The following is a 12,941-nucleotide window of genomic DNA, read 5'->3' on the forward strand; positions in this document are numbered from 1 at the left end:
TTAATGAGCGGTGCCGGCGTCCGCCGCTTTCGCGGGGGCCGTCGCACGATGGTTGTCGTCCCGCGGCGTGGCGACGACCGGCTGCGCGTCGCTGGCGGGCCGGCGCGGCCGGTGCGGGCGCCGGATCGGCGGCAGGCTCGCGGCCATCGGCGCCGCGGCGCTCGCGTCGGCCGGCGCCGTGGCGCTGGCGCCCGAGGCCCCCGATGCGGCGGATGCCGCTTCGGCCGCGCTGGCCGCCGACGGCACGACCGGCTGCGGCAGTGCGGTGAAGCCGGCCGCGATCGTGGCCGGTTTGGATGTGTCGCCGACCACCGGCGCGCTCACCGGCTCAGTGGCCGACGCCGCGGCGGCCACGGCCGCGGCTTCGTTCTTCGGGTTCTGGCGCTCGACCAGGTAGTAGTCGAGCACGCGACGCGCGATCGGGCCGGCGGCCTGGGCGCCCCAGCCGCCGTTTTCGACGACCAGCGCGACGGCGATCTGCGGATGGTCGACCGGCGCATATGCGATGAACAGCGCGTGGTCGCGCAGGTGTTCGGCGAGCAGGTGGCCCTTGTAGTTCGAGCCCTGCAGCGAGAACACCTGGGCGGTACCAGTCTTGCCGGCGGCGAGGTACGGCGCGCCGCGGAACACCTTGTACGCGGTGCCGGACGGGTTCTCGATCACGTTCTCCATCCCGCGCTTCACGACGTCGATGTCGGCCTGCTTGAGCGGGATCACCTCGCTTTCCTTCGGCACGGTCAGGTGGCGCGCGCGCGAGATCGGATCCTCGACTTCCTTCACGAGGTGAGGCTTCATCACGACGCCGTTGTTCGCGAGCGTCGCGGTTGCGTGCGCGAGCTGCAGGATCGTGAACGAGTTGTAGCCCTGGCCGATTCCGAGGCTGATCGTCTCGCCGTCGAACCACTTCTGCTGCGCCGCCTTCTTGAACGCCTTCTTCTTCCAGTCGGTCGACGGCAGGATCCCGCGCGCCTCGCCCTGGATGTCGATCCCGGTGATCTGGCCGAAGCCGAACGGCTTCATGAAGTTCGCGATCGCGTTCACGCCGAGGTCGCGCGCGAGCATGTAGAAGTAGGTGTCGTTCGACACCATGATCGCCTTGTTCATGTCGACCCAGCCCTGGCCCGAGCGCACGTCGTTGCGGAACGTGTGGCCGCCGAACGTGAAGTAGCCCGGGTCCTGGAAGCCCCAGCCCGGCGTGCGCTTGCCGAGCGTCAGGCCCGCGAGCGCCATGAACGGCTTGTAGGTCGAGCCGGGCGGGTAGGTGCCGTGCAGCGGGCGGTTCAGGAGCGGCTTGTCGGGCGAGTTGTTCAGCTCGTCCCAGGTCTGCTGGTCGATGCCGTCGACGAACGAGTTCGGGTCGAAGCTCGGCGACGACACGAACGCGAGCACGTCGCCCGTCTTCGGCTCGATCGCGACGAGCGCACCGCGCTTGCCGGCGAACGCCTGCTCGGCGACCTGCTGCAGCCCGATGTCGAGCGACAGCACGAGGTTGTTGCCGGGCGTCGCCTGCGTGCGCGACAGCGTGCGCACCGGCCGGCCGCCGGCCGTCACCTCGACTTCCTCGAAGCCGGTCAGCCCGTGCAGCTCGGTTTCGTAGCTCTGCTCGACGCCGATCTTGCCGATGTAGTCGGTGCCCTTGTAGTTGTTCGCGTCGCGGCGCGGGTCGTAGTGCTCCTGGTCGCTGTCGTTGTCGTCGCTCATCGCGTCGATGCGATCCTGGTCGCGCTTCGAGATCCGGCCGATATAGCCGATCACGTGCGCGGCCGTCATGCCGAGCGGGTACTGGCGGAACAGCCGCGCGCGCACGTCGACGCCGGGGAAGCGGAAACGCTGCGCGGTGAAGCGCGCGACTTCGGCATCGGTGAGCCGCGTGCGGATCGGCAGGCTCTCGAAGTTCTTCGAGTCTTCCTGCAGCTTCTTGAAGCGGCGGCGGTCGCGCGCGTCGATCGGGATGATCTCGGACAGCTTGTCGATCGTGTTGTCGAGCGTGTCGTCGAGCTTCGACGGCGTGATCTCGAGCGTGTACGCCGAGTAGTTCTTCGCGAGGATCACGCCGTTGCGGTCGGTGATGATCCCGCGGTTCGGCACGATCGGCGCGACCGAGATGCGGTTTTCCTCGGCCTGCAGCGCGTATTTGCCGTGCTGCATCAGCTGCAGATAGAAGAAGCGGCTCGCGAGCAGCCCGAAGCAGACGAACACGAACACGCCCGCCGCCGCGACGCGCAGGCGGAACTTCGAGAGCTGCTGTTGGGTGTCGTTGAATTCGGTCATTTAAGGGCAATCTGGCCCGCGCGCGGACGCGGGCGAGGTGCCGCCCCGGAGCGCGGCGCGCGGCGGGCGTGGGGGCGGCGGGTATTCAAGGTCGGTCCGGCTCAGATCGGGCGCGTATCGTCCGGGTCGACCGGGCGGCGTTGCGGCATCAGCAGCAGGTGGCTCGCGATCGGCCACAGCGCGGCTTCGACGAAACCGTCGACGAGGTAGCGCCAGCCGGGGAACGCGGCGCCCATCAGCAGGCGGATCACGAACGGCACGAGCTGCGCGACGACGAGCAGCGGCGTGACGTACAGCACCTGCACGCCGATCGGCATCCACAGCACGCGGCGGTGGATCGTGATCGCGCCGTACGACAGCAGCGTATAGGCGAGCGCATGCTCGCCGAGCAGCCCCGCGTCGTGCACGTCCATCAGGATGCCGAGCGCGAACGCGACGCCCATCCCGACCTTGCGTGGCTGGTGGATGTTCCAGAACAGCAGCACGAGCGCGACGAAGTCGGGCACGCCGGGCAGGCGGCCCCACGGCATCAGGTTCAGCAGGAACGCGGCGGCGAGGCTGAAGACGATGAAGTACGGATTGACCGGCTGCAGGATGTATTGCGGGCGGTTCATCGCTGGGCTCCTGATTGCCCGGCAGCGGGCTTCGCGGGCGCGGCGGCGGGCTTGGCCGGCGCGGCAGGGGCCGGCGCCGGGTTCGCACCGGCGGGCGGGGCCGCGGCGGCCGGCTTCGCGTTCGCGTCGGCCTTGTCGGCTTTCTCGGCCTTCGCGGCGGCCTTGCCCTTCTTGCCCTTCGCGTTCTTCTCGGCCGCGGGATCGGGCTCGGCCGGGCGCGGCGGGATGTCGTTCCGGTAATGCAGCACGAGCATCTGGCGCGCGCCGCGCACGGCCGCGACCGGCGCGCAGGTCACGCGGGCGAACGCGGTATCGGCGAGCTTGTCGACGCGCACGACCTTCGCGACCGGCAGGCCGGGCGGATAGACGCCGTCGAGGCCGCTCGTGACGAGTTCGTCGCCGGCGACGAGATCCGCGCTCGTCGGCACGAAGCGCAGGTCGAGCGAATCGCCCTTCGGCGTGCCGTAGATCACGCTGCGCAGGCCGGTGCGCAGCACCTGCACGGGAATCGCGAGATCGCGGTCGGTGACCAGCGTGATTTCGGATTGCAGCGGGAACACGCGCGTGACCTGCCCGATCACGCCGTCCTCGCTGACGACGGGCGAGCCGTCCTGGATGCCTTGCTGCGAGCCTTGCCCGACCACGATCTTCTGCGTGAACGGATCGCTCGTGTCGTACTGGATCTCGACCGGCGTCGATTGCGTCGCGATGTGCTGGCGCAGTTCGAGCACCGCGCGCAGGTGCGCGTTTTCCTGCGTGAGCACGGCGGCCTGGTTGGCCTGCGTGGACAGTTGCAGGTTGCGTTTGCGCAGATCGTCGTTCTCGTGGCGCAGCGCCGCGCCGGTGACGGCGAGGTCGGCCGCGCCCATGAACAGGTCGCGCGGCACGAGCGCCGCGCGTTGCAGCGGGTAGAGCACCGTGCCGAGCACGCCGCGCACGATTTCGAGCGTGCTGAAGCGCGCGTCCGACACGAGGAGCGCGATGGCGAGGGCGACGAAGAAGATGAGCCGCGCGAGCGCGGGCGGACCTTGCTTGAAGAGGGGCGGCGGACTGTATTCCATGGTCGGCGCCGGGCGCGTGTGATCGGTTAAATAATGCTCAGACGCGCAAACGGCGCGGCGGTTCGTTCTGAACGAGCGATCCGGCCACGCCGCGGGTGCGTCATATCAAACGGGACTGCCTAGGCGATCACTGGGCGATCACTCGTACGAGAAGATGCTGCCCAGCTTGTCCATGCGCTCGAGCGCCATGCCCGAACCGCGCACGACGCAGGTCAGCGGATCTTCCGCGACGAGCACCGGCAGGCCGGTTTCTTCCGCGAGCAGGCGATCGAGGTCGCGCAGCAGCGCGCCGCCGCCCGTCAGCATCATCCCGCGTTCGGCGATGTCGGCGCCGAGTTCCGGCGGCGTCTGTTCGAGCGCGATCTTCACCGACGACACGATCTGGTTCAGCGGATCGGTCAGCGCTTCGAGGATTTCGTTGCTGGAGATCGTGAAGCTGCGCGGGATGCCTTCCGACAGGTTGCGGCCCTTCACTTCCATTTCCTTGACTTCGGAGCCCGGGAACGCGGAGCCGATTTCCTTCTTGATCGCCTCGGCGGTCTGCTCGCCGATCAGCATCCCGTAGTTGCGGCGGATGTAGTTGACGATCGCCTCGTCGAACTTGTCGCCGCCGACGCGCACCGAGCCTTTGTAGACGATGCCGCCGAGCGAGATCACGCCGACTTCGGTCGTGCCGCCGCCGATGTCGACGACCATCGAGCCGGTGGCTTCCGAGACCGGCAGGCCCGCGCCGATCGCGGCCGCCATCGGCTCCTCGATCAGGTAGACCTGCGACGCGCCGGCGCCGTGCGCGGCTTCCTTGATCGCGCGGCGCTCGACCTGGGTCGAGCCGCACGGCACGCAGATGATGATGCGCGGCGACGGCGAGAACATGCGCGACTCGTGGGCCGTCTTGATGAACTGCTTGATCATCTGCTCGGTGACGGTGAAGTCGGCGATCACGCCGTCCTTCATCGGGCGGATCGCCTCGATGTTGCCCGGCACCTTGCCGAGCATCTGCTTGGCTTCCTTGCCGACCGCCTGGATCGTCTTCTTGCCGTTGGGGCCGCCTTCCTGGCGGATCGACACGACGGACGGCTCATCGAGCACGATGCCCTTGCCGCGCATGTAGATCAGGGTGTTTGCGGTGCCGAGGTCGATCGCGAGATCGTTGGAGAAGTAGCTGCGCAAAAAACCGAACATTCAGAATCCTGTTTCGCTCTGGGCCGGCCCTGCATAGCGAGCGCTGAGGGCGGCAGCGGAAAAAATAACAGCCTCGGGAAGCGTGGCGGAAGCGGCCGCCGCGGCGCACGAAGCTGCGAGTGATGTCTACCGGGGATCGCACGAAGCACGCACGGCTTGCCGAAGTGGGGCGAAACGGTGCGGGAAAAGGCTGCCGGGTTTGGGTCGAACGCGTAATGATACCTTATAATTTCACGGTATTTGAATCGAAACGGGCGGTATTTTTGCCGCTTCGGCCCCGATTTTTGAGGGTGGGATCGCACCCTCCAACCCCCCGCCGCAGTGCTGCTTTCGATGCACTGCGCAGCCTTGTTTTTCCGGTGATCGCATGGCCCTGACCCTGACCGATGTGAAACGCATCGCGCACCTGGCGCGACTCGAAATGGCCGACGCCGACGCCGAGCACATGCTCGGCCAGCTCAATGAATTCTTCGGCCTCGTCGAGCAGATGCAGGCGGTCGACACCGCCGGCATCGCGCCGCTCGCCCACCCGATCGAACAGATCCAGGAAGTCGCGCAGCGCCTGCGCGACGACGCCGTGACGGAAGTCGTCAATCGCGACGACAACCAGCGTCCGGCGCCGGCCGTCCAGGACGGCCTCTATCTCGTGCCGAAGGTGATCGAGTAAGCATTCGATGACAAGCGCGCCGGCCGTCCAGCGCCGCGCGCGACCCAGAATTCCCAGGAAAACCACTCAATGCACGCAAAAAGCCTGACCGAACTGCGCGCCGCGCTCGCCGCCAAGGAATGCTCGGCCGTCGAGCTCGCGCAGCACTACCTGAAACGGATCGACGCCGCGCGCGACCTGAACGCGTTCGTCCACGTCGACGCCGACCTCACCCTCGCGCAGGCGAAAGCCGCCGACGCCGAACTCGCGCGCGGCGCGGGCGGCGCGCTGACCGGCCTGCCGATCGCGCACAAGGACGTGTTCGTCACGCGCGGCTGGCGCTCGACCGCCGGCTCGAAGATGCTCGCGAATTACGAGAGCCCGTTCGACGCGACCGTCGTCGCCCGCCTGCAGGCGGCCGGCATGGTCACGCTCGGCAAGACCAACATGGACGAGTTCGCGATGGGCTCGTCGAACGAGAATTCCGCGTTCGGCGCGGTGAAGAACCCGTGGGACACGAACGCGGTGCCGGGCGGCAGCTCGGGCGGCAGCTCGGCCGCCGTCGCCGCGCGCCTCGCGCCGGCCGCGACCGGCACCGACACCGGCGGCTCGATCCGCCAGCCCGCGTCGTTCGCGGGCGTGACGGGCATCAAGCCGACCTACGGCCGCGTGTCGCGCTACGGGATGATCGCGTTCGCGTCGTCGCTCGACCAGGGCGGCCCGATGGCGCAGAGCGCGTCCGACTGCGCGCTGCTGCTGAACGCGATGGCCGGCTTCGACGAGCGTGACTCGACGAGCCTCGAGCGCGACGACGAAGACTTCACGCGCCACCTCGGCCAGCCGTGGGCGGCCGGCAACGACGCGGGCAAGCCGCTCGCCGGCCTGCGCATCGGCTTGCCGAACGAGTATTTCGGCGCCGGCCTTGCCGACGACGTGCGCGCGACGATCGACGCGGCGCTCAAGCAATACGAAGCGCTCGGCGCGACGCTCGTGCCGGTGTCGCTGCCGAAGACGGAGCTGTCGATCCCCGTGTACTACGTGATCGCGCCGGCGGAAGCGTCGTCGAACCTGTCGCGCTTCGACGGCGTGCGTTTCGGCCACCGCGCCGCGCAGTACGGCGACCTGCTCGACATGTACAAGAAGTCGCGCGCCGAAGGCTTCGGGCCTGAAGTGAAGCGCCGGATCCTGGTCGGCACGTATGTGCTGTCGCACGGCTACTACGACGCGTACTACCTGCAGGCGCAGAAGATCCGCCGCATCATCGCGAACGATTTCCAGGAAGCGTTCAAGTCCTGCGACGTGATCATGGGCCCGGCGTCGCCGACGGTCGCATGGGATCTCGGCGCGAAGGGCGACGATCCGGTGCAGATGTATCTCGCGGATATCTACACGTTGTCGGTGAGCCTCGCCGGTCTGCCCGGCATGAGCGTGCCGTGCGGCTTCGGCGCGGGCGCGAACGCGCAGCGCCCGGTCGGCCTGCAGATCATCGGCAACTATTTCAACGAAGCCCGGATGCTGCAGGTCGCCGACGCGTTCCAGCGCGCGACCGACTGGCACAAGCAAGTTCCGGCAGGGGTGTAAGCACATGGCTACTCAGTGGGAAGTCGTTATCGGTCTCGAGACGCACGCGCAACTGTCGACCGTCTCGAAGATTTTCTCGGGCGCATCGACGCAGTTCGGCGCCGAGCCGAACACGCAGGCGTGCCCGGTCGACCTGGCGCTGCCGGGCGTGCTGCCGGTGCTGAACCGCGGCGCGGTCGAGCGGGCGATCCGCTTCGGCCTCGCGATCGGCTCGACCATCGCGCCGCGCAGCATCTTCGCGCGCAAGAATTATTTCTACCCCGATCTGCCGAAGGGCTATCAGATCAGCCAGTACGAGATTCCGGTCGTGCAGGGCGGCCAGATCACGATCCAGGTGCCGGCCAACGAAAAGGCCGGCAAGGCTGCGTACGAGAAAACGGTCAACCTGACCCGCGCGCACCTCGAGGAAGATGCGGGCAAGTCGCTGCATGAAGACTTCGCCGGGATGACCGGGATCGACCTGAACCGCGCGGGCACGCCGCTGCTCGAGATCGTCACCGAGCCGGAAATGCGCAGCGCGGCCGAGGCCGTCGCGTACGCGAAGGCATTGCACGGGCTCGTCGTGTGGCTCGGCATCTGCGACGGCAACATGCAGGAAGGCTCGTTCCGCTGCGACGCGAACGTGTCGGTGCGCCCGGTCGGCCAGGAGAAGTTCGGCACGCGCGCGGAAATCAAGAACCTGAACTCGTTCCGGTTCCTAGAGGAAGCAATCAACTACGAAGTGCGTCGGCAGATCGAGCTGATCGAGGACGGCGGCGAAGTCGTGCAGGAAACGCGCCTCTACGATCCGGACAAGCGCGAGACGCGTTCGATGCGCAGCAAGGAAGACGCGCACGATTACCGCTACTTCCCCGATCCCGACCTGATGCCGCTCGTGATCGGCCAGGACTGGATCGAGCGCGTGCAGTCCGGCATGCCGGAACTGCCGGCCGCGATGCAGCAGCGCTTCGTCGACGAGTACGGCGTGTCCGCGTACGACGCGGGCGTGCTGACGTCGAGCAAGGCGATGGCCGCGTACTTCGAGGCGGTGGTCGCGAAGGCCGGCGCGGCGAATGCGAAGATCGCCGCGAACTGGCTGATGGGCGACGTGTCGTCGCAACTGAACCGCGACGGCATCGAGATCGACGCGATTCCCGTCTCGGCCGCGCAGCTCGCGCTGCTGCTGCAGCGCATCGCCGACGGCACGATCTCGAACAAGATCGCGAAGGAAATCTTCGCGACGATCTGGGACGAGAAGGCGACCGACGAAGGTGCGGCCGACCGCATCATCGACGCGAAGGGCCTGAAGCAGATCTCCGACACCGGCGCGCTGGAAGCGATCATCGACGAAGTGCTCGCGGCGAACGCGAAGTCGGTCGAGGAATTCCGCGCGGGCAAGGAAAAGGCGTTCAACGCGCTGATCGGCCAGGCGATGAAGGCGACCAAGGGCAAGGCCAATCCGCAGCAGGTCAACGAGCTGCTGAAGAAGAAGCTCGGCTGAGCATGCGCGCGCGCCTGAACCGCGCTTGACGACGGGCCGCTTCCGACCAGTTCGGGGCGGCCCGTCGCGTTTGGTGGATGCGTTATCGTATGCATCGCACCGTCCAACGGAGGAACGAATGGCGAAACAACCGTCGCTCGACGATTTCCGCGTGCCGTACAGCACGCGCGAGAAGGAAGCCGCCGCATTCAAGCTCGACGCGTTCGACCCGGCCGCGAAGCCGTTTTCGTCCGGCTCGAAGGAGGCCGACCGTGAACGGCTGTCGGTCGTGTCGACCGAGCTCGACGTGCAGCAGGAGCGCCTGCACACGCAGCAGAAGAAGCGCGTGCTGCTCGTGCTGCAGGGGATGGATACGAGCGGCAAGGACGGCACCGTGCGCGCGGTGTTTCGCGAGGTCGATCCGCTCGGCCTGCGCATCGTGCCGTTCAAGGCGCCAACGCCGATCGAGGCCGCGCACGACTTCCTGTGGCGCGTGCATGCGCAAGTGCCGGCGGCCGGCGAGCTCGCGATCTTCAACCGCAGCCACTACGAAGACGTGCTGGTGCCGCGCGTGCTCGGCGCGATCGGCGACAAGGAGTGCGAGCGCCGCTACCGGCAGATCCGCGATTTCGAGACGATGCTGTTCGAGAACGGCACGACCATCGTCAAGTGCTTCCTGCACATCTCGAAGGACGAGCAGCGCGCGCGGCTGCAGGCGCGCATCGACGATCCGACCAAGCACTGGAAATTCGACATCGCCGATCTCGACGCGCGCAAGCACTGGGACGCGTACCAGTCCGCGTACCGCGACGCGCTCGCCGCGACGTCGGCCGAGCATGCGCCGTGGTACGTGATCCCGGCGAATTCGAAGACGCACCGCAACGTGATGATCGCCGAGCTGCTGCTGCGCACGATGACCGACATGAAGCTGGAATTCCCGCCGCCGAAGCCCGAGCTCGAAGGCGTGAAGATCCGTTAAGCTGCCCCCTGTAAAAATATCGAACTGAACGGAACCCGACATGATGCGAGTGATCACCGCCAACCTGAACGGCATCCGCTCCGCCGCGAAGAAGGGCTTCTTCGACTGGCTCGGCGAACAGAACGCCGATTGCGTGTGCGTGCAGGAAATCAAGGTATCGGCCGACGACCTGCCGGCCGAATTCGTCGAGCCGCACGGCTTCAAGAGCTATTTCCACCACGCCGAGAAGAAGGGCTACAGCGGCGCGGGCGTGTACAGCCGCCGCGAGCCCGATGACGTGATCATCGGTTTCGGCAGCAGCGAATTCGATCCCGAGGGGCGTTACGTCGAGGCGCGCTACGGCAAGCTGTCGGTCGTGTCGGTGTACGTGCCGTCCGGCTCGAGCGGCGAGGAGCGCCAGCAGGCGAAGTACCGCTTCATGGCCGAATTCATGCCGCACCTCGCCGCGCTGAAGAAGAAGCGCGAGGTGATCCTGTGCGGCGACGTGAACATCGTCCACAAGGAAATCGACATCAAGAACTGGAAGAGCAACCAGAAGAACTCGGGCTGCCTGCCGGAAGAGCGCGAGTGGCTCACGAAGCTGTTCGACGACGTCGGCTACGTCGACGTGTTCCGCACGCTCGACCCGCGTCCCGAGCAGTACACGTGGTGGAGCAACCGCGGCCAGGCGTACGCGAAGAACGTCGGGTGGCGGATCGATTACCAGATCGCGACACCGGGCGTGGCCGGGACCGCGAAAAGCACGTCGATCTTCAAGGACATCAAGTTCAGCGACCATGCGCCGCTGACGGTCGACTACGACTACCAGAAGTGATGGCGGGCGGCTGCGCCGCGCGCGCAGCCGCCGGGCCATTCATCCCGGTCGCCGGATGCAAAACGGGCCGCCTGTTCCGACAGGCGGCCCGTTTCCCTTGGGGCGGCGCTTACTGCCTGAGCGACGCCATGTCGATCACGAACCGGTACTTCACGTCGCTCTTCAGCATCCGCTCGTAGGCCGTGTTGATCTGCTGCATCGGAATCGTCTCGATATCGGACGTGATCCCGTGTTCCGCGCAGAAATCGAGCATTTCCTGCGTTTCCGCGATCCCGCCGATCAGCGAACCCGCGAGGCGGCGGCGCTTGAAGATCAGGTTGAACACCTGCGGCGACGGATGGTCGTGCTCCGGCGCGCCGACGAGCGTCATCGTGCCGTCGCGCTTGAGCAGGTTCAAGAACGGATTCAGGTCGTGCTGCGCGGCGACCGTGTTCAGGATGAAGTCGAAGCTGTTCAGGTGCGCGTTCATCTGCGCTTCATCCTTCGAGATCACGACTTCGTGCGCGCCGAGCCGCTTGCCGTCCTCGATCTTCGACGGCGACGTCGTGAACAGCACGACGTGCGCGCCCATCGCACGCGCCAGCTTCACACCCATGTGGCCGAGGCCGCCGAGACCGACGATGCCGACCTTCTTGCCGGGGCCGACGTTCCACTGCCGCAGCGGCGAATAGGTCGTGATCCCCGCGCACAGGAGCGGCGCCGCGCCGGCCGGGTCGAGCGTGTCCGGCACGCGCAGCACGAACGCCTCGTCGACGACGAGCTGCGTCGAATAGCCACCGTACGTGATGTCGCCCGTCACGCGGTCCTGGCCGTTGTAGGTGCCGACGAAGCCGTTCTCGCAATACTGCTCGAGGCCTTCTTCGCAGCTCGCGCAGGTGCGGCACGAATCGACGAGACAGCCGACGCCGACCAGCTCGCCGACCTTGAAGCGCGACACCTGCGGGCCGGTCGCGCTCACGCGGCCGACGATTTCATGGCCGGGGACGACCGGGTAGATCGTGTTGCGCCATTCGTTGCGCGCCTGGTGAAGATCCGAGTGGCAGACGCCGCAGTAGAGGACGTCGATCTGGACGTCGAGGTCGCGCAGCGCGCGACGCTGGAATTCGAACGGGGCGAGCGGCGACTGCGCATCGGTCGCCGCGTAGGCATAGGTCGTACTCATGCAAGGGCTCCTTGTCCGGAAAACATCCGGCGAAACAGACTGCCGTCGCATCATGTGGCGATGCGGCGAGACAGGACGTCATCGTAAGGAGCGCGGCGCCGCGGCGAAATACACGAAGGTCTGGAAGATTTGCCTATTCCTCTCGAATTGCCCGCGAACAGCCGTCAAAATGCGTCCAAGGTGCTACATTGCGAGCCAGATTCTCTTGCCGGACAGGGCCGTACCGATGAGCTTCCAACCCCTTTTGGCCGACGCGGGCGAGCGCCTGCAGCGCCGCATGATCGAGCTGCACACGCGCCTCGCGCCGAACGAGGGCGACACGCTCGCGGCGCTCGACGGCGTGCGCTTCATCCGTGTGACCCATCCGGCGCCGCGCATGCCGGTGCTGTACGAGCCGAGCATCATCGTCGTGTGCCAGGGGCGCAAGCTCGGCTATCTCGGCGACCGCTCGTTCGTGTACGACGCGCAGCAGTATCTGGTGCTGTCGGTGCCGCTGCCGTTCGAATGCGAGACCTTCGCGAGCATGGACGAGCCGTTTCTCGCGATCTCGATCCGCGTCGATCTCGCGGTGATCGCCGAACTCGCGATCCTGCTCGACGAGACGCTCGGCGCGGCGGTCAGCGAGCCGCTCGGCGTCTATTCGACGCCGCTCGACGCGCCGTTGGCCGATGCCGTCGTGCGCCTGCTCGAAGCGCTCGCGTCGCCGCACGACACACGGGTGCTGGGGCCGGCGATCATGCGCGAGATCGCGTATCGCGTGCTGACTGGCGAGCAGGGCGACGCGATGCGCGCGGCGCTCGTGCAGCAGCATCATTTCGGCCGCATCGCGAAGGCGTTGCGGCGCATCCATGCGGAGCTGAAGGCCGATCTCGACGTCGAGACGCTCGCCCGCGAAGCCGGGATGAGCCTCGCGGTGTTTCACGCGCAGTTCAAGCACGTGACGGCGACGTCGCCGATGCAGTACGTGAAGACCGCGCGGCTGCACCAGGCGCGGCTGATGATGGTGCGCGACGGGCTCGGCGCCGGCGCGGCGGCCGCGCGGGTCGGCTATGCGAGCGCGTCGCAGTTCAGCCGCGAGTTCAAGCGGCTGTTCGGCCGCAGCCCGGGAGACGAAGTGCGCTGGATGCGCGACAGCGGGGTGCGCCCGGCCATGGCCGACGCGGACGCGTAGC

General features: G+C 67.1%; 11 protein-coding genes. 6 read left to right on the forward strand and 5 right to left on the reverse strand.

Features of this window, described 5'->3' with window-relative positions:
* The 4 genes from mrdA to DFS13_RS15250 all read right to left on the reverse strand — a co-directional run bounded on the left by mrdA (position 1) and on the right by DFS13_RS15250 (position 5,128).
* Positions 1–2,271 carry a penicillin-binding protein 2 gene (gene mrdA / locus DFS13_RS15235; RefSeq protein ID WP_049004828.1) on the reverse strand — a complete coding sequence of 757 codons (2,271 nt, stop codon included), beginning with the start codon at positions 2,269–2,271 and terminating at the stop codon, positions 1–3.
* A gap of 101 nt (positions 2,272–2,372) precedes the next feature.
* Complete coding sequence (gene mreD, locus DFS13_RS15240) at positions 2,373–2,885, reverse strand: rod shape-determining protein MreD (protein WP_006482567.1); 513 nt, start codon at positions 2,883–2,885, stop codon at positions 2,373–2,375.
* The gene (gene mreC, locus DFS13_RS15245; RefSeq protein ID WP_006494380.1) at positions 2,882–3,946 is read right to left on the reverse strand and encodes a rod shape-determining protein MreC; all 1,065 of its coding nucleotides are present in this window, start codon (positions 3,944–3,946) and stop codon (positions 2,882–2,884) included. Before mreC ends, mreD begins: the two co-directional genes overlap by 4 nt.
* A 138-nt stretch (positions 3,947–4,084) precedes the next feature.
* Complete coding sequence (locus DFS13_RS15250; RefSeq protein ID WP_004189550.1) at positions 4,085–5,128, reverse strand: rod shape-determining protein; 1,044 nt, start codon at positions 5,126–5,128, stop codon at positions 4,085–4,087.
* A 367-nt stretch (positions 5,129–5,495) separates the two neighbouring features.
* Here DFS13_RS15250 and gatC point away from each other — a divergent pair, with 367 nt between their 5' ends.
* The 5 genes from gatC to DFS13_RS15275 all read left to right on the forward strand — a co-directional run bounded on the left by gatC (position 5,496) and on the right by DFS13_RS15275 (position 10,607).
* A complete protein-coding gene (gene gatC / locus DFS13_RS15255) occupies positions 5,496–5,795 on the forward strand; it encodes an Asp-tRNA(Asn)/Glu-tRNA(Gln) amidotransferase subunit GatC (protein WP_006477478.1) in 300 nt (99 codons plus the stop codon).
* Positions 5,796–5,864: 69 nt separating this feature from the next.
* Entirely contained in the window at positions 5,865–7,355 is a 1,491-nt protein-coding gene (gatA, locus tag DFS13_RS15260) for an Asp-tRNA(Asn)/Glu-tRNA(Gln) amidotransferase subunit GatA (protein WP_006494379.1), read from the forward strand.
* 4 nt (positions 7,356–7,359) lie between these two features.
* On the forward strand, positions 7,360–8,835 hold the full coding sequence (gene gatB, locus DFS13_RS15265) for an Asp-tRNA(Asn)/Glu-tRNA(Gln) amidotransferase subunit GatB (RefSeq protein WP_006482505.1): 1,476 nt from the start codon (positions 7,360–7,362) through the stop codon (positions 8,833–8,835).
* A 118-nt stretch (positions 8,836–8,953) separates the two neighbouring features.
* Positions 8,954–9,793 (forward strand): polyphosphate kinase 2 family protein, encoded by an 840-nt coding sequence (locus DFS13_RS15270; RefSeq protein ID WP_034201226.1) that lies wholly within the window; start codon positions 8,954–8,956, stop codon positions 9,791–9,793.
* A 40-nt stretch (positions 9,794–9,833) separates the two neighbouring features.
* Complete coding sequence (locus DFS13_RS15275; protein ID WP_006494378.1) at positions 9,834–10,607, forward strand: exodeoxyribonuclease III; 774 nt, start codon at positions 9,834–9,836, stop codon at positions 10,605–10,607.
* Positions 10,608–10,716: 109 nt separating this feature from the next.
* On the opposite strand, the gene DFS13_RS15280 is transcribed toward DFS13_RS15275, so the two are convergent.
* Positions 10,717–11,769, reverse strand: coding sequence for an NAD(P)-dependent alcohol dehydrogenase (locus tag DFS13_RS15280; protein ID WP_034201227.1), 1,053 nt, complete (start codon positions 11,767–11,769; stop codon positions 10,717–10,719).
* Positions 11,770–11,995: 226 nt separating this feature from the next.
* Between DFS13_RS15280 and DFS13_RS15285 the strand changes: the two genes are divergently transcribed.
* Complete coding sequence (locus tag DFS13_RS15285; protein WP_034201228.1) at positions 11,996–12,940, forward strand: AraC family transcriptional regulator; 945 nt, start codon at positions 11,996–11,998, stop codon at positions 12,938–12,940.
* Position 12,941 lies beyond the last annotated feature (1 nt).

The sequence above is a fragment of the Burkholderia sp. 28_3 genome (assembly GCF_003253915.1).
GTDB classification, from domain to species: domain Bacteria; phylum Pseudomonadota; class Gammaproteobacteria; order Burkholderiales; family Burkholderiaceae; genus Burkholderia; species Burkholderia cenocepacia.

What these genes read in the sequence shown, in the direction of transcription:
- mrdA (WP_049004828.1), bottom strand. Translation starts at nt 2,271, where the DNA reads ATGACCGAATTCAACGACACCCAACAGCAGCTCTCGAAGTTCCGCCTG.
- mreD (WP_006482567.1), bottom strand. Translation starts at nt 2,885, where the DNA reads ATGAACCGCCCGCAATACATCCTGCAGCCGGTCAATCCGTACTTCATC.
- mreC (WP_006494380.1), bottom strand. Translation starts at nt 3,946, where the DNA reads ATGGAATACAGTCCGCCGCCCCTCTTCAAGCAAGGTCCGCCCGCGCTC.
- DFS13_RS15250 (WP_004189550.1), bottom strand. Translation starts at nt 5,128, where the DNA reads ATGTTCGGTTTTTTGCGCAGCTACTTCTCCAACGATCTCGCGATCGAC.
- gatC (WP_006477478.1), top strand. Translation starts at nt 5,496, where the DNA reads ATGGCCCTGACCCTGACCGATGTGAAACGCATCGCGCACCTGGCGCGA.
- gatA (WP_006494379.1), top strand. Translation starts at nt 5,865, where the DNA reads ATGCACGCAAAAAGCCTGACCGAACTGCGCGCCGCGCTCGCCGCCAAG.
- gatB (WP_006482505.1), top strand. Translation starts at nt 7,360, where the DNA reads ATGGCTACTCAGTGGGAAGTCGTTATCGGTCTCGAGACGCACGCGCAA.
- DFS13_RS15270 (WP_034201226.1), top strand. Translation starts at nt 8,954, where the DNA reads ATGGCGAAACAACCGTCGCTCGACGATTTCCGCGTGCCGTACAGCACG.
- DFS13_RS15275 (WP_006494378.1), top strand. Translation starts at nt 9,834, where the DNA reads ATGATGCGAGTGATCACCGCCAACCTGAACGGCATCCGCTCCGCCGCG.
- DFS13_RS15280 (WP_034201227.1), bottom strand. Translation starts at nt 11,769, where the DNA reads ATGAGTACGACCTATGCCTACGCGGCGACCGATGCGCAGTCGCCGCTC.
- DFS13_RS15285 (WP_034201228.1), top strand. Translation starts at nt 11,996, where the DNA reads ATGAGCTTCCAACCCCTTTTGGCCGACGCGGGCGAGCGCCTGCAGCGC.